Origin of the sequence: Stenotrophomonas cyclobalanopsidis, from assembly GCF_008710035.1 — a bacterium.
Classification (GTDB): Bacteria; Pseudomonadota; Gammaproteobacteria; order Xanthomonadales; family Xanthomonadaceae; genus Stenotrophomonas; species Stenotrophomonas cyclobalanopsidis.
Map to the genome: position 1 here is coordinate 1 of NZ_VYKI01000042.1, position 15,648 is coordinate 15,648.

Sequence of the window (15,648 nt, forward strand, 5' to 3'; positions counted from 1 at the left end):
GATCGGGGGTAGCCAGTCTCTTCCTGGAACACCGTCCTCGGCCGACGACGCCGAGGACGGTGAAGATTTCCAAGACCCGCTATCCGGTGGACCGTAAGGCTGCACCACTTAAGTGAACAGCATTACGGCAAATGCCGGGCCTGTCGATGCACATGCAGCGCGCGGACGCGCTGCGCTGTGGTTTACCAGCTGAAGCGCGGGCCGACGGTGTATTCCTTGTCGCCGTGGCGGTTCATCTTCAGCTCGCCGTTCAGGCCCCAGTTCTGGTTGAGCTTGACCTGGCCACCCAGGCGGCCGTACCACTGGCCTTCCGGGTTGACGCCGTGCTTCTTCGAATAGTCTTCGTAGCCGACCAGGCCGTAGACTTCAGCGTGCGGGCCGAAAGCGGTGCGGATACCGGCTTCAGCGCTGTAGCCGTTGAAGTCCAGGCCATGCTTCGGGTCGAACTTCTGGTAGGCGACGCGGGCAACGAAGTCGCTCGACGGGGCGATTTCCACGTTGTAGCCGGCACCGATCTTCCACTGGTCAACCTTCAGGTTGGTGTGGTCGATTTCCTGGCGGCTGTATTCGCCGAAAGCGTGGAAGTTCGGCAGGAAGCCGTAGGAACCCTTGACGCCCCAACCGTCGGCCTTGACGCCATCAACGTCGGTCTTGGCGTAGTCGGCTTCAGCGTAGTTGTAGGACAGGTTCTCGGCGGCCGAGGCAGTGAACGGCAGGGCAGCGGCCAGCGCCAGGGCAATCAGCGAATTCTTCATGGGGGTACACCTTTACGTTCTTATGTTGTGCAGCAGCGCCAAGGCGCCATCGCATCGGGAATGTAAATTCTCCGTTATTCGCCACAACGCTCCCTGAAAACAGCGACCTTCGCATCACTGAATTTTTTGGCTTGATTCAGGCATCTTCAGGCATACGCGCGCGGTCGCGAACGCAGCTCTGGCGTGATCGCCGCGTGTTGACACCACCGTTGTCGATTTCCCCCACGCCGGTTCGTCGGGTCATTGAAGGCCGTGCATGTGGCACGGCCCACCTCGGAGGCAAGCGATGAGTTACATCGATGGTTTCGTCCTGGCGGTGCCCACCGCCAACAAGGAAAAATTCCTCGCCCACGCGCGCAGCGGCGACGTGGTGTTCATCGAATACGGTGCCCTGCGCGTGGTCGAGTGCTGGGGCGATGACGTCCCGCACGGCAAGACCACCGACTTCTTCGGCGCGGTGAAGGCCACGCCGGATGAAACGGTGGTGTTCTCGTGGATCGAGTGGCCGGACAAGGCCACCCGCGATGCCGGCATGAAAAAGATGATGGAAGACCCGCGGCTGGATCCGGCGCAGAATCCGATGCCGTTCGACGGTGCGCGGATGATCTACGGTGGCTTCGTTCCGATCTACGAACTGACCGCCTGAGTAACGATGGCCCGGGCCGGGCACGCGCTCAGCGCGCGTCCATGTCCTCACTGCCTGCAGCATGGCCGGCGCCCAGCGCGGCGCCGGCACCCAGGCCGAGGCCGCCCATGCCGCCGCCCATGCCCCCTCCTCCGCCGCCGCCGCGGCCGCCCTTGGCATCGCCGTCGTTGCGCCCCTTGCCGCTGCCACCACCGCTGCCACCGGGCCGGGTCGGGCCCTGCGGAGGAATGCGCAGATCGCTTGGTATCGGGGCCAGGTCGAGGGCTTCGCGCACGAAGTCACGCAGCGACACCACCAGTTCGTGGGTGTGCACCGGCCGGCCCTGTGCCAGTTCCTCGGCCGCGCGCGCCGCCAGGCGCACCTGTTCGTCGGTGCCCAGCAGCAGGATGTCCGACAGGGCCGCTTCCACGGCATCGCGGATGCGCCGGGCGCGGTCCGAACCGGGCTCGGCGATGCCGTGTTCGGCTTCGCGCTGGCGCAGGTCACGGCGATGGGTGGGGTCCACGCCGAGCTCACCGGTGAACGAACCACCCAGGGTCTTGTAGGCCGCCATCAGCGTGCGCAGGCGTTCGTTGATCTGCCGGTTCTCGCGCTCGCGGCGCTGCTGCAGGGTCTGCATCACCAGCAGGCGGATGCCGACGCCCAGCAGGGTGATGAGAACCAGGCCGGCCAGGGTGGAGAGCACGCCCTGCCAGGAACTGAAATCGATGCCGCGCATGCGGGGGGCTCCAGCGGGAAGAACCTGCATCTTGCCGCAAAGCCTGCCCCTGAAACGCGAAAGGCCCTCCCGCCCGGGGGGCGGAAGGGCCTTCTGTCACCGCGCGATTACTTGCGCTTGGCGACCTTGCGCACGGCCTTGGCCGGAGCCTTCTTGGCAGCGGCCTTCTTGGCGACGACCTTCTTGGCCGGTGCCTTCTTGGCGGCAACCTTCTTCAGCGGTGCAGCCTTCTTGGCCACGGCCTTCCTGGCGACGGCGACCTTCTTGCCGACACCCTTCTTGGCAGCAGCGGTCTTCCTGGTGGCAACCTTCTTGGGGGCTGCAACCTTCTTGCCGACGACCTTCTTGGCAGCGGCGGTCTTCTTGGTGGCGACCTTCCTGGTGGCGGCAACTTTCTTGCCGACGACCTTCTTCGCAGCCACGGCCTTCTTGCCGACGACCTTCTTCGCAGCCACGGCCTTCTTGCCGGCGACCTTCTTGGCGGCGACGGTCTTCTTGGCCACGGCCTTCCTGGCGGTGGCGACCTTCTTGCCGACAACCTTCTTGGCGGCCGCAGTCTTCTTGGCAACGGTCTTCTTGGCGACGGCAGCCTTCTTGGTGGCGGCCTTCTTCACGCTGGCGACCTTCTTGCCGGCAGCCTTGGTGGCGGCCTTGGTGGTCTTCTTGGCCGCAGCGGCCTTCTTGGTCACGGCCTTGCCGGCAGCAGCCTTCTTCTTGGCCACTTCCTTCTTCAGGGCAGCGGCTTCGGCCTTGGCGTTCTTCTTGGCTGCTTCCAGCTTCTGCTTGGCCTTGGCGACGGTCTTGCCGACCGACTTGGCAGCCTTGTCGGCCTTCTTGGCAACGGTCTTCTCGACCTTGGCCACAGCCTTCTTGGCCTTGGCAACGCGGGTACCGGCAGCCTTGGTGGCGCGCTTGACGGTCTTCTTGACCGACTTCACGGCGTCTTCGGCGGCGTGGGCGATGGTCTCGCCAACGTTGGCGGCGGTTTCTTTAGCGTTCTCGACGGCGTCGGTCACGACCGACACACCATTACCGTTGCTCATGTTGCCCTCCTGGGGGCCTGGATTGTCAAAACGGGGCGATGCTATACCGACATTGTCGATCGTGGAACGGGGCGCACATATTCAATCGCACCAGATGCGACGGGCCTGGTGTAGGCGCCCACCAGCGCCGGACCGAGCTGCATTCAGAAAACCCCTTTATTTAAGTGCTACGCGATGATGGGCGTAGGTTGGCGCTCCGCCTGCGGCCCTCTGCGCATCGCAGACCAACACGCAGCGTGCCGGGCACCATCGCAACGCCAGGATGCGCCGAACTGCGCAAGTATCGGAACGTGTCGGCACGCGGCGCAGGCACGCCTGCAGGGTCGACATGCGCGTCGCGGCCCGGTCTTTTTTCATGGGCCATTTATCCGGACCGCGACACACTCATTCAGCTTGTTCTACCGTATAGGCCTACGGCCCCACTCCACCGCCTGCGAACCGACTCCCATGCGACCGCTTCCCACTCTGCTCACGCTCGCAATCGCTGCTGCCTTCGGCGGCTTCGTCGCCACCGGCATCAACGCCCATCTGGACAACCGCGCCGACGCGGCGCCGCTGCCCGCCGCGCTGCCGACCAGTGCCGCGTTGCCGGCCGCAGTAGCCGGGCAGGCAGTACCGTCGCTGGCGCCGATGCTGGAAAAGGCCATGCCGGCCGTGGTCAGCGTCAACACCAAGCAGGTTGTGCGGGTGCGCAATCCGTTCTTCAACGACCCGTTCTTCCGCCGCCTGTTCCCCGATGTGCCGCAGGAACGCATCAACGAATCGCTCGGTTCGGGCGTCATCATCGACGCCAGCGAAGGCCTGGTGCTGACCAACCACCACGTCATCGACAACGCCGACGACGTGCAGGTGACCCTGGCCGACGGGCGCACGGTGAAGGCCGAGTTCCTGGGTTCGGACCGCGATACCGACATCGCCCTGATCCGCATCCCGGCGCAGAACCTCACCGACATCAAGCTCGGCAACAGCGACCAGCTGCGGGTGGGCGACTTCGTCGTGGCCATCGGCAACCCGTTCGGTTTCAGCCAGACGGTGACCTCGGGCATCGTCTCGGCGGTGGGCCGCACCGGCATCCGCGGGCTCGGCTACCAGAACTTCATCCAGACCGATGCGTCGATCAACCCGGGCAATTCCGGCGGCGCGCTGGTCAACCTGCAGGGCCAGCTGGTCGGCATCAATACCGCCAGCTTCAATCCGCAGGGCAGCATGGCCGGCAACATCGGCCTGGGCCTGGCCATTCCTTCCAACCTGGCGCGCAGCGTGGTCGACCAGCTGGTCAAGCATGGCGTGGTGGTGCGCGGCACGCTGGGCGTGGAAGCGCAGAACCTGAGCGCGCAGATTGCGCAGGGCCTGGGCCTGGGTGAAACGCGCGGTGCGCTGATCACCCGCGTGCTGGCCGGTTCGGCCGCCGCTACCGCCGGGCTGAAACCGGGCGACGTGGTGGTGTCGGCCAACGGCCAGCGCGTGGACAGCGCCGAAGCCCTGCACAACGTCGAAGGCCTGGCGGCGGTCGGCAGCGTGCTGGCGCTGGATGTGCGCCGCGAAGGCAAGGCGGTGCAGGTCAAGGCCACGCTGAAGGAACAGGCACGCTCGGTGACCGGCGACAGCCTGGACCCGCGCCTGACCGGCGCCACCTTCACCGACCTGCCCGAGTCGCTGCGCCAGTCCGGCGTGGGCGGTGTGCTGGTCAGCGAGGTCAAGCGCGGCAGCCGCGCGGCCAGCAACGGCCTGCAGCAGGGCGACATCATCAGCGAGGCCACGGTGGGCGAATTCGCCGACCTGGCCAGCTGGCGTGCCAACTTCCAGCAGCGCCCGGCCAACCTGGTGCTGCGCATCCTGCGCAACAACGGCCAGCAGCAGGGCCAGCTGGTGATGCGCTGATCGCCCCGCCGTAACACCCCCTATACCCGGCCGATGCTATTGCTGTACGCCCCAACGGCCGAACCCTTCGTTCGTCCCCCCATCGCAACAGGAGTGATTCGATGAGCCCCACCAATACCGAGAACCTGAAGGAACACCTGGGTGAAGCCGGTTCCCACCTGAAGCAGGCCGCCAGTGCTGCCGGCGGTGCGATCAAGGGCGCCTCCGGCGCTGCGACCGACGAACTGCGCATCGGCAAGGCCAACGTCAAGGCCGAACTGTCCGACAGCGCGCTGTCCGGCCTGGCCGCCGCCGAATTCGGTGGTGCCGCTGCCAAGGAACAGGTCGACGCACTGATGGACAAGGGCAAGGACCTGGTCGACAGCGCCGCCGAGCTGATCCGTGAGCGTCCGCTGGCGTCGTTCGGCGTGGCCTTCGCCGCCGGCTGGCTGATCGCCAAGCTGGCCAGCAGCAGCGACAAGTAAGCTGCGGCGTGAGCGAAGAGACCACGCAAGCACCCGATCCAGCGGCCACCCCGCCGCTGGACGAGAGCATCCGCCAGGTCGGCGCGGCGGGTAAGGCCGCCGCCGATTCGGCGAAGCATTCGCTGCGTTCGCTGCGGCGCTTGGCTTCGGCCGACTTCGCCCTGGCCCGCAGCGCATTCGGCCGCGCCCTGGCCTGGGCCGGGGTCGGCATCGTGTTCGGTGCCTCGGCCTGGCTGCTGATGGCCGCCACCCTCATCGCCCTGCTGCAGAGCTGGGGCCTGAGCTGGTTGCAGGCCCTGCTGATCACCTCGCTGCTCAGCCTGGCCGTTACCGGGTACGCCATCTGGCGGGTGTCCTACTTCTTCCACCACACCGGCATGCACGCCACGCGGCGCCAGCTGTCGAAGCTGGGCCTGTTCGACGAGCCCAGCGAAGATGACCCCGATGCCGATGTGCAGATTCCGGAGGGCAAGCCATGAAGTTCGGTGCGCTGCAGCGGCGGGTCAAGCGCTGCGAACAGGTGATGGCCGTGCGCATGGTCGAAACCGAGGACAGCTGGACCGTGCTCAGCCAGGTCTGGCGGCAGGGTTGGTCGCCGCTGCGCATCATCACCGTCGGCCTGGCCGGCGGTTTCCTTGCCGGCAAGCTGGAATTGCCGGGCAAGGTCAACGGTGCTCGCTGGCTGCAGATGATCGGTTCGGTATCCAACCTGTTTGCCAGCGGCCAGGCGGCATTTGCCGCCGCGATGGCCGCGCACGCGGCCGATACGGCGGATGAAGCGGCCGACCAGGCCGATGAAGCCGCCGAGCAGATGGCCCCGCAGGCGGCTGCCCGCCCGGCCCCGCGACCGGCAGCGGCGCCCGAACCGGAACTGCGCGAACCGCAGCCGGCCGAAGCGGCCACCGACGTCTCCGAACGTTGACTCCACACACCCGCCGCGTTGATCGCGGCGGGCTGATAATGGGCCTCCCTTCCCGGTCGGTGCGTCGATGAGCGAGTCCCTGCTGTCCCCTGTGGCCCCCGAACCGGAAAGCAGGGCGCCCCTGCCGCCGCCCTCGCGCCCGCGCGGGCCGATGTCGCTGGTGGTGCTGGCCACCCTGGCGGTTGCCTTCACCCTGTGGGCCGCGCAGGACATCATCCTGCCGGTGTTGCTGGCGATGTTCTTCGCCCTGGTCGGCAACCCGATCCTGCGCTTCCTGCGCCGGCTGTGGATCCCGCGCGCGATCGGTGCGCTGCTGATCCTCGGCACCGGCCTGGGGGTGACCGCCTCGCTCGGCGTGCAGCTGATCGGCCCGGCGATGGACTGGGCGCAGGAAGCCCCCCAGCAGCTGCGCAAGGTCGCCCGCCAGGTGCAGGACCTGACCAAGCCCGTGCAGCAGGCCAACCAGGCGGCGGAAAACTTCGCCCGCGTCGCCGGTGGCGAGAGCAGCCGCAGGATCCAGGTCATCCGCACCCAGCTGGACGACCCTTATCGCGTACTGACCCGGGCACCGAAGCTGGCCGCCTCGGTGCTGGCGGTGGTGCTGCTCACGCTGTTCTTCATGATCTATGGCGAGAGCCTGCAGCGCGCGGCCATCGCCCTGTTCCCCAACCGCCAGCAGCAGCGCTTCACCACCGACATCCTGCGTTCGATCGAACGCGAGGTCTCCCGCTACGTGCTCACCATCAGCGTCATCAACACACTGGTGGGGCTGGTGTTTGCCGGGGTGCTGATGCTGCTCGGCATCGGCCTGCAGGAGGCGCTGCTGTGGGGCACGGTGGCCGCACTGCTGAATTTCGCGCCATACGTGGGCCCGCTGATCGGCGTGGCGATGATGCTGCTGATGGGCTTTGTCGAGTTCCGCGATCCGCTGCAGGCCCTGCTGCCGGCCGCCGCCTACCTGGGCCTGCATACGCTGGAAGGGCAGCTGGTGACCCCGATCGTGCTGGGCCGGCAGATGAAGCTGTCGCCGCTGGTGCTGATCCTGGCCCTGATGGTGTTCGGCTGGGCGTGGGGCATGGTCGGCCTGCTGCTGTCGGTGCCGCTGCTGGTCTGCATCAAGCTGGTGCTGGCGCGGCTGGAGGGCATGCAGGGCTGGGCACGGCTGCTGGAATGAAAGCCCCGGCGGGCAGGCGTAGAATGGCCCGGTGAAATTTCCAGTCCAAGCCATCACCCTCGACCTCGACGACACGCTGTGGCCGTTCGCGCCGATCGGCGCCCGCATCGACGTGGTCCTGCACGAATGGATGTGCGAGCACAGCCCCGCCACCGCGGCCATGTACCCGGTGGCGGCGATGCGCGAACTGCGCGAGCGCTCCTTCCGCGACAACCCGCAGCTGCACTTCGACCTGAGCGCGCTGCGCCGGCTGACGATCCAGGAGGCGCTGCAGAGCAGCGGCGCCAGCCTGGATCTGCTGGAGCCGGCCTACGAAGTGTTCTATGCCGCGCGCAACCAGGTCGAGTACTACCCCGACGCACTGGAGGCCCTGGCGCGGATCGCCGCGCGGGTACCGGTGGCGGCGCTGAGCAACGGCAACGCCGACCTGGAGCGGATCGGCCTGTCGCACCTTTTCGCCTTCCAGCTGGGCGCGCGCGAACATGGCGCGGCCAAGCCGGAGCCCAGCATCTTCCATGCCGCCTGCGACCGCCTGGGCGTGGCGCCGGCGCAGGTGCTGCACGTGGGCGACCATATCGAGATGGACGTGGCCGGGGCGATCACCGCCGGCCTGCGCGGCTGCTGGATCAACCGCGACGCTGCCACCTGGACCCATCCGCAGCTGCAGCCGGACCTGCAGTTCGACACCCTTACCGGCCTGGCCGACTGGTTGGACGCCAACCTCGATGCCGCCGACGAACACCGGAGTAACTGACGCATGAGCGAGATCACCGGCTTCACCGCCGCCGCCGCCGCCGCACTGCCGCTGCACGTGCTGGACCGCGAGCAGTACGCCCGCTGGAAGGCCGCCCAGCCGGCCGCCCAGCAGGCATGGCTGGACGCACAGGGCTTCACCGCCGCCGGCCACAGCGTGGCCCTGCTGCCGGGCGCGGACGGCCTGGCCGGTGCGGTGATCGGCGTCGGCGATCGTGCCGATGCCTACGCCTATGCGCATGCCCCGCACGCCCTGCCCGAAGGCAGCGTGTGGCAGCTGGCCACCGAGCTGCCGGCCGCCGAGCAGGCGCTGCTGCAGCTGGGCTGGGGCCTGGGCAGCTACCGCTTCGACCGTTACCGCAAGCGCAATCGTGCACCGGCACAGCTGCTGGCCAGCCCGCCGGCGGAAGTGGCCGACCTGATCGCCGCCAGCCTGCGCGTGCGCGACTGGGTCAACACCCCGACCGAGGACATGGGCCCGCAGCAGCTGGAAGACGCCGCGCGTGCCCTGGCTGAGGCCCACGGTGCGCAGGTCGAAGCGATCACCGGCGACGAACTGCTGAAGCAGAACTTCCCGGCCATCCATGCGGTGGGCCGTGCGTCGCACCGTGCGCCGCGCCTGATCGTGCTGCGCTGGGGCAAGGACAGCGACCCGGCGCTGGCGCTGGTCGGCAAGGGCGTCTGCTTCGACACCGGCGGCCTGGACATCAAGCCGGCCGACGGCATGCGCAACATGAAGAAGGACATGGGCGGTGCCGCCCACGCGCTGGCGCTGGCCGGGCTGGTGATGGCCCAGCAGCTGCCGGTGCGCCTGACCCTGCTGATTTCGGCGGTGGAAAATGCCATCGGCCCCGATGCCTTCCGTCCGGGCGAGATCATCGCCACGCGCAAGGGCCTGAGCGTCGAGATCGACAACACCGACGCCGAAGGCCGCCTGGTCCTGTGCGACGCGCTGACCTTCGCCGGCGAGCAGAGGCCCGACCTGGTGCTGGACTTCGCCACCCTGACCGGTGCCGCCCGCATTGCGCTGGGCCCGGACCTGCCGGCGCTGTTCAGCAACGACGACACCGTGGCCCAGCAGTGGCTGCAGGCCGGCGATGAAACCCGCGACCCGGTGTGGCGCATGCCGCTGTGGCGCCCGTACCTGCGTTACCTGAGCAGTGGCGTGGCCGACCTGGCCAACGCCGGCTCGCGCATGGCCGGCTCGGTGACCGCCGCGCTGTACCTGGAGCGTTTCCTGGAAAACGACCAGCGCTGGGCGCACCTGGACGTCTACGCCTGGAACGACGGCGAGCGCCCGGGCCGTCCGGCCGGTGGCGAGGCCCTGGCCCTGCGTTCGGCCTGGGCGATGCTGAAAGCGCGTTACGCCTGAGCCTGGGCGCTCCACGGTAGAGTCGACTGTCAGTCGACTATCGCGCGCAGCGCGGGGGTTTTCCACGGCCGATGGAAGAGCAGTCGACCAACGGTCGACTCTACCCCCCGGCCGAAGTCGACTATCGCGCGCAGCGCAAGATTTTCCACGGCCGGTCGGAGAGCAGTCGACCAACGGTCGACTCTACCCTGGCCGAAGGCATCGGCACGCGCTCCACGGTAGAGTCGACTGTCAGTCGACTATCGCGCGCAGCGCGGGCTTTTCCATGGCCGATCGGAGAGCAGTCGACCAACGGTCGACTCTACCGCTGGAAGTTTGACGAAAAATTGAATGTCGGCCCCGGCGGGGTTCTGCGAGGATGTGCGGGTCGACCACCCACACGATCCGTGAAGGCAGGAACCCGACCATGTCGCTCTTCCGCTACACCCGCGCCGGCCAGACGCCCGGCGCACCGCGCACGCATTCCCCGTTGCCCTGGATCGCCCTGATCGCCCTGATCCTGGGCGGCGCCGCGCTGGCCTTCGCCTGGCTGGCCGGCTGGATCGGCAACCGCCTCACCGCGCATCGCTTCACCGACACCATCGAAGCCACCGGCCCGGCCCACCCCGGCTTCCGCCGTGCGCACAGCAAGGGCATCTGCGTGAGCGGCTGGTTCGAACCCAGCGCGCAGGCGCCCACCCTGTCCAGCGCGCGGGTGTTCTCGCAGGCGCGCGTGCCGGTGATGGGCCGCCTGTCGATCGGTGGCGGCGACCCGTACGGCGCCGACAACACCGCGCGCGTGCGCAGCATGGCGGTGCAGATGGTCAGCGACGACGGCCAGGAATGGCGCATGGCCATGAACAGCTTCCCGTTCTTCGCCGTGCCCGACGCCGAGGCCTTCTACGAGCAGACCCGCGCCTCCATTCCCGACCCGGCCACCGGCAAGCCCGACCCGCAGAAGATGGCCGCCGTGCTGGCTAAATACCCCAGCGCGCAGGCCTTCCAGCAATGGGCGAAAACCGCGCCGTGGACCAGCAGCTGGGCCGATACCACCTACAACAGCGTCAACAGTTTCTGGTTCACCAACGCGCAGGGACAGAAGCGCGCGGTGCGCTGGCGCTGGCAGCCGCTGGCGCCGGTGGTGGAGATGGATGCGGAGACGCGCAAGCAGGCCAGCGTCGATTTCCTCAGCCAGGAACTGCAGCAGCGCCTGGCCAAGGGCCCAGTGCAGTGGAACCTGGTGGTCAGCACCGCCGCGCCCGGCGATGCCATCGACGATCCGTCCACGCCGTGGCCGGCGTCGCGCGAGCAGGTGGTGGCCGGCGTGCTCAGCCTGGACCGCATGCAGTCGCAGGAAGAAGGCGCCTGCGGCCAGGTCAACTTCGACCCGTTGATCCTGCCCAGCGGCGTGCGCGGCAGTGACGACCCGATCCTGGCCGCGCGCTCGGCAGTGTACTCGCAGTCCTTCAACCGCCGCGAACGCGAACGCGCCGCCGGCAACGTCGAACAACCGAAGAAGGAGGCCGCACGATGAGTACCGGCAACGGCCACTTCAACCTGCTCGCGCGCATCCTGCACTGGAGCATGGCGGCGATGATCCTGGCCATGCTGTTCGTCGGCGTGACCATGGTCGCCTCGCTGCACCTGCGGCCAATGCTGATCGACCTGCACCGCCCGCTGGGCATCGCCATCCTCGTGCTGGTCCTGCTGCGGCTGTACAACCGCCTGCGCCACCGCCCGCCATTGCTGCCGGCCGACCTGCCGGCATGGCAGGCGCTGGCGGCGAAGGCATCGCACTGGATGCTGTACGGGCTGATGCTGGCGATGCCGCTGATCGGCTGGGCGATGCTGTCGGCCGGCGGCTACCCGATCACCCTGTGGGGCGGCCTGCACCTGCCACCGATCGTGCCGCACACCCCGGCGCTGTATGCCGCCCTGCGCAACGCACACAGCCTGCTGGCGTATGTGTTGTTCGCCACGGTGCTGATGCACGTGGGCGCGGCGCTGTTCCACCTGTGGGTGCGCCGCGACGGCGTGTTCCAGGCGATGGCGCGCGGGAAGGAGTGAGCGGGGCCTCGATTCGGTAGCGCCGGGCCACGCCCGGCGGATCGTATCGTCGCACGTGCAGGCGAAGATCAAGGGCGGCCGCTTCGCTCGCCGGGCGTGGCCCGGCGCTACCGGCACATGGCGCGCTTAGAGCCAGCCCTTCCAGGCGATGCCGCGCGGGAAGGAGTGAGCAGGGCCGGCAATCGGTAGCGTCCGAGCCCATGCTCGGGCGGCGGCGCGCAGCGACGAACAGCAGCCGAGCATGGGCTCGGCTTTACAAGGGCAAGCACGTAGCGCCGAAAGGCAGCCGAGCGTGGGCCCGGCGTTACAACCAGCCCTTCTGCCGGGCCAGCCGGTACGCCTCGATGCGGTTGGCCACACCCAGCTTGCCGATGCACTCGGACAGGTAATTGCGCACCGTGCCGTGCGACAGCCCCAGCTGCTCGGCAATCTCGCTGGCCGTGCGGCCCTCACCGGCCAGGCGCAGCACGCGGCGCTCGCGGTCGGTCAGTGGGTCGGCCTGCGACCACGCGTCCATCGCCAGCTGCGGGTCGATCGCACGGATGCCCTGCTGCACCTTGCGCAGCGCTTCGGCCAGGTTCTCCGCCGGGGCATCCTTCAACAGATAACCCAGCACCCCCGCTTCGAGCGCGCGGCGCAGGAAACCGGCGCGGGCGAAGGTGGTCACGATGACGACCTTGATCGGTAGTTGGTGGCGGGCGATGCGCTGGGCCAGCTCCAGGCCGGTGAGCCCAGGCATCTCGATGTCGGTCACCAGGATGTCCGGCTGCAGCTGCTGCAGCATGCGCCAGGCGGTTTCGCCATCGGCGGCACTGCCCAGCACCTCGATGTCCGGCTCCAGGCCCAGCAGCGCCGACAGCGCGCCGCGCACCATGGCCTGGTCCTCGGCCAGCAGGATGCGGATCATGCCGTACCGTCCTGTACCAGCGAGGCCGGCGGGACCGGAGTGGTGGCCGCTGCCAGCGGCACGCGCACGCTCAACACGGTGCCCTCGCCCCTGCCCGACTGCACCTGCAGCTGCCCGCCCAGCGCGGCCACGCGCTCGCGCATGCCACACAGACCATTGCCCTCGGCCTGCAGGCCGCCCCGTCCGTCGTCGCGTATCTGCATCACCAGCTGCCGTCCTTCCTGCATGAATTCCACCCGCGCCTGGGTCGCCTGCGCATGGCGCACGATGTTGGTGGCCGCCTCGCGCAGCACCAGGGCCAGGCCGCGCTCGACCTCCACCGGCATCGGTGGCGGCACCGTGTAGTGCAGGTGCACCTGCTGGCATTCCAGCAGCAGCCGCGCCGAGGCCAGCTCGCCGGCCAGATCGCTGGCGCGGATGCCGGTGACCGCACTGCGCACCTGCGCCAATGCCTCGCGGGCGATGGCCTCGGCCTCGCCGATCTCCTGCCGCGCACGCACGTCATCGCGGTCGTACAGCTTGCGCGCCAGTTCCAGCTTCAACGTGATCAGCGACAGCGTGTGGCCGAGCAGATCGTGCAGGTCACGGCCGATGCGCTCGCGCTCGGCCGTGGTCGCCAGCCGCCGCACTTCCTCCTGCGACAGCTGCAAGGCCACATCGCGCTGCTGGCTCAGCGCCTCCACGTTCACCACCAGGCCGACGATGAAGGATACCGCCGGTATCCACACCAGCACCTGCCATGGGTAGCCGAAGTACAGCGCGGCCGAACAGAACACGATGTTCAGCCCGGTCAGTTGCAGCAGATACATCCACCATCCGCTGCGCCCACTCATGCGCATCAGCACGCAGCCGAACACGAAGTAGCTCAGGCCGGACGGGTACCAGGGCAGCAGCACCAGCGACAGGGCGACCATCGCCAGCGCATAGCGCGGGCCATGGTGGCGCGGCGCCAGCATCACCCGTGCATACAGCAGCAGGAACAGCGGATAGCTGGCCAGGGTGAGGAACAACCAGCGCAGGGTGAAGCCATTGCCCAGCGCGGGTGTCAGGAAGATCCACACCGACCACAGCAGGTGGATCGCACCGCTCCACGGTGATTTGCCGCGCCGCAACTGCTCGGCCACGGCCGAATCCGGCGCGGGGCGCAGCAGGGAGGCAAGCCAGCTCGACGACACGGGCGGATCCAGGCGGGGATGTTGGCTGCCGATCATGCCAGTTCAGCCGACCCGGCGCAGGCGGCGACGCGCCAGCAGCAATGCCACCACGGTCACGCCCAGCAGCACCAGCAGATGCCCGGCGAGGCTGCCTGCCGCAGGCAGCCCGACCACCGGCAGCGCCAGCTGCGCAAGGTGCCAGGTCGGCCACAGTGGCGCCATCGTCGAGAACAGCTTCGGCAGCGCCGACAGCGGCAGCCACAGGCCCGAGAGCAGGGCCAGCGGCAGGTACACCAGGTTGACCATCGCCGGTGCCGCACTGGCACTGACATGGCTGCCGATCAACAGGCCGATGGCGCCCAGCGGCAGGGCCGCCAATGCGGCCACGGCCAGCAGCTCCAGGATCTGCTGCACCTGCAGATGCACGCCGCCCAGGGTGCTGGCCGCGGTGACCAGCAGGCCGGCCACCAGCAGCGCGAACATCACCGCCATCGCCAGCCGTGCCAGCAATGGCGCCGCCGCCGGCATCGGCAGCGCGCGCTTCAGGGTCAGCAGGCCGCCTTCGCGGTCCAGTGCCAGCTGCACGCCGAAGCCGAACAGGGCCGGCGCCATCGCGCCGAACACGCAGTAGGTGGCCAGCAGGTACAGCGGCGCGTGGCCCCGCCCCAGCAGCACGCCGAACAACAGGTAGAACAGCACCGGGAACAGCAGCGAGGGCACCGCGAAGGCCGGCGTGCGCCAGGCCCGGCGCAGCTCGGCCTGCAGCTCGGCGAGGTAGGGGCGCAGGGCGGTACGCACGGACGTGCGCGGCGCAGCGAGGGCACGGGTCACGGTGTTCATGCGGCCTCCCGGGTCATGTCGAGGAAGGCGTCGGCCAGCGCCGCGCCCTGTACTTCCAGCTCCTGCAGTCGTGCATCGGCGGCCAGCAGGCGGGCCACCACCGGTTCGGCCGGGCTGGCCAACAGGTGCAGGTGCGCGCCATCGCGCTGCACCTGCTGCACGCCCGGCCAGTGCTGCACGTCTTCCACCGCCAGGCTGCTGCGGCAGTGGATGCGCCGCGGCCGGTCGGCCAGGCGCAGCTCGGCCAGCGGCGCATCGGCCAGCACGCGGCCCTGTTCCAGCACCACCACCTGCTGCGCCAGCGCTTCGGCTTCCTCCAGATAATGGGTAGTCAGCAGCACGCCGCAGCCTTCGGCCACCAGCTGCCGGATCGCCTGCCACATCACCTGCCGCGCCTGGATGTCCAGGCCGGTGGTGGGCTCATCCAGGAACAGTACGCGCGGGCGGCCGCACAGCGCGATGGCGAACTGCACCGTGCGCTGCTGGCCACCGGACAGCTGCCCATAGCGGCGCCGGGCCAGATCCTGCAGGCCGGTGCGCTGCAGCACCTCGGCCAGCGGCATCGGATCGGGATAGCAGGCGCTGGCCTGCGCCACCAGTTCATCCACCTGCAGCATCGGCGGCAGGCTGGTGCTCTGCAGCATCACGCCCAGGCCCACGCGGCTGGCGCGCTGCTGCGGATCACCGCCGAGCAGTTCGACCTGCCCGGCGTCGGCGCGGCGCAGGCCCAGCAGCACGCTGATCGCGGTACTCTTGCCAGCACCGTTGCGGCCCAGCAGAGCCAGAACCTGGCCGGCACGCACCTGCAGGTCGATGCCCTGCAGCGCGGCATGGCCGGCGTAATGCACCTGCACCTGGTGCAGGCGGGCCAGCGGGGCCGTAGTGGGAGCTGCGGTCGGATCCATGGGTGCGGTACCGGTAGCGGGGACGTTGCCATCCTGTGCCGCCCCGGTCACGTTTCGCAGTGGCCGCC

General features: G+C 68.7%; 17 protein-coding genes. 10 read left to right on the plus strand and 7 right to left on the minus strand.

The genetic code is table 11. The features are described from left to right. Positions 1–182: 182 nt before the first annotated feature. Positions 183–755, minus strand: coding sequence for an OmpO family porin (locus FJU31_RS18530; RefSeq protein WP_150456050.1), 573 nt, complete (start codon positions 753–755; stop codon positions 183–185). A 286-nt stretch (positions 756–1,041) separates the two neighbouring features. On the opposite strand from FJU31_RS18530, the gene FJU31_RS18535 reads away from it, so the two are divergent. Then, a complete protein-coding gene (locus tag FJU31_RS18535; protein WP_108767461.1) occupies positions 1,042–1,401 on the plus strand; it encodes a DUF1428 domain-containing protein in 360 nt (119 codons plus the stop codon). A 28-nt stretch (positions 1,402–1,429) separates the two neighbouring features. Here FJU31_RS18535 and FJU31_RS18540 read toward each other — a convergent pair whose 3' ends face one another. Then, positions 1,430–2,119: a hypothetical protein gene (locus tag FJU31_RS18540; RefSeq protein ID WP_150456051.1), complete on the minus strand. Its 690-nt coding sequence runs from the start codon at positions 2,117–2,119 to the stop codon at positions 1,430–1,432. A gap of 107 nt (positions 2,120–2,226) precedes the next feature. Next, positions 2,227–3,162: a histone gene (locus FJU31_RS18545; protein WP_150456052.1), complete on the minus strand. Its 936-nt coding sequence runs from the start codon at positions 3,160–3,162 to the stop codon at positions 2,227–2,229. A gap of 447 nt (positions 3,163–3,609) precedes the next feature. On the opposite strand from FJU31_RS18545, the gene FJU31_RS18550 reads away from it, so the two are divergent. The 9 genes from FJU31_RS18550 (at position 3,610) to FJU31_RS18590 (ending at position 11,774) form a co-directional block, all read left to right on the plus strand. Next, positions 3,610–5,043 (plus strand): Do family serine endopeptidase, encoded by a 1,434-nt coding sequence (locus FJU31_RS18550; protein ID WP_150456053.1) that lies wholly within the window; start codon positions 3,610–3,612, stop codon positions 5,041–5,043. Positions 5,044–5,144: 101 nt separating this feature from the next. Further along, positions 5,145–5,507, plus strand: coding sequence for a hypothetical protein (locus FJU31_RS18555; RefSeq protein ID WP_108767457.1), 363 nt, complete (start codon positions 5,145–5,147; stop codon positions 5,505–5,507). Positions 5,508–5,515: 8 nt separating this feature from the next. Further along, a complete protein-coding gene (locus FJU31_RS18560) occupies positions 5,516–5,986 on the plus strand; it encodes a phage holin family protein (RefSeq protein ID WP_116863188.1) in 471 nt (156 codons plus the stop codon). Further along, positions 5,983–6,429: a protein sip-5 gene (locus FJU31_RS18565; protein WP_150456054.1), complete on the plus strand. Its 447-nt coding sequence runs from the start codon at positions 5,983–5,985 to the stop codon at positions 6,427–6,429. Before FJU31_RS18560 ends, FJU31_RS18565 begins: the two co-directional genes overlap by 4 nt. Positions 6,430–6,496: 67 nt before the next feature. Next, on the plus strand, positions 6,497–7,603 hold the full coding sequence (locus FJU31_RS18570; protein ID WP_150456055.1) for an AI-2E family transporter: 1,107 nt from the start codon (positions 6,497–6,499) through the stop codon (positions 7,601–7,603). A gap of 31 nt (positions 7,604–7,634) precedes the next feature. Then, complete coding sequence (locus FJU31_RS18575) at positions 7,635–8,357, plus strand: HAD family hydrolase (protein ID WP_150456056.1); 723 nt, start codon at positions 7,635–7,637, stop codon at positions 8,355–8,357. A 3-nt stretch (positions 8,358–8,360) separates the two neighbouring features. Continuing rightward, positions 8,361–9,728 carry a leucyl aminopeptidase family protein gene (locus FJU31_RS18580; protein ID WP_150456057.1) on the plus strand — a complete coding sequence of 456 codons (1,368 nt, stop codon included), beginning with the start codon at positions 8,361–8,363 and terminating at the stop codon, positions 9,726–9,728. A gap of 406 nt (positions 9,729–10,134) precedes the next feature. Beyond that, positions 10,135–11,241: a catalase family peroxidase gene (locus tag FJU31_RS18585; protein WP_150456058.1), complete on the plus strand. Its 1,107-nt coding sequence runs from the start codon at positions 10,135–10,137 to the stop codon at positions 11,239–11,241. Next, positions 11,238–11,774: a cytochrome b gene (locus FJU31_RS18590; protein WP_150456059.1), complete on the plus strand. Its 537-nt coding sequence runs from the start codon at positions 11,238–11,240 to the stop codon at positions 11,772–11,774. The genes FJU31_RS18585 and FJU31_RS18590 overlap by 4 nt, the downstream gene beginning before the upstream one ends. A gap of 304 nt (positions 11,775–12,078) precedes the next feature. Here the strand turns inward: FJU31_RS18590 and FJU31_RS18595 are convergent, their stop codons facing one another. The 4 genes from FJU31_RS18595 to FJU31_RS18610 are packed head-to-tail and all read right to left on the minus strand — an operon-like array spanning position 12,079 to position 15,580. Then, complete coding sequence (locus FJU31_RS18595) at positions 12,079–12,681, minus strand: response regulator transcription factor (RefSeq protein ID WP_150456060.1); 603 nt, start codon at positions 12,679–12,681, stop codon at positions 12,079–12,081. Further along, positions 12,678–13,892, minus strand: a complete 1,215-nt coding sequence (locus tag FJU31_RS18600) for a sensor histidine kinase (RefSeq protein ID WP_150456061.1) — start codon at positions 13,890–13,892, stop codon at positions 12,678–12,680. Before FJU31_RS18600 ends, FJU31_RS18595 begins: the two co-directional genes overlap by 4 nt. A gap of 6 nt (positions 13,893–13,898) precedes the next feature. Next, on the minus strand, positions 13,899–14,675 hold the full coding sequence (locus FJU31_RS18605) for an ABC transporter permease (RefSeq protein WP_150456062.1): 777 nt from the start codon (positions 14,673–14,675) through the stop codon (positions 13,899–13,901). Next, positions 14,672–15,580: an ABC transporter ATP-binding protein gene (locus FJU31_RS18610; RefSeq protein WP_150456063.1), complete on the minus strand. Its 909-nt coding sequence runs from the start codon at positions 15,578–15,580 to the stop codon at positions 14,672–14,674. Before FJU31_RS18610 ends, FJU31_RS18605 begins: the two co-directional genes overlap by 4 nt. Positions 15,581–15,648: the final 68 nt, after the last annotated feature.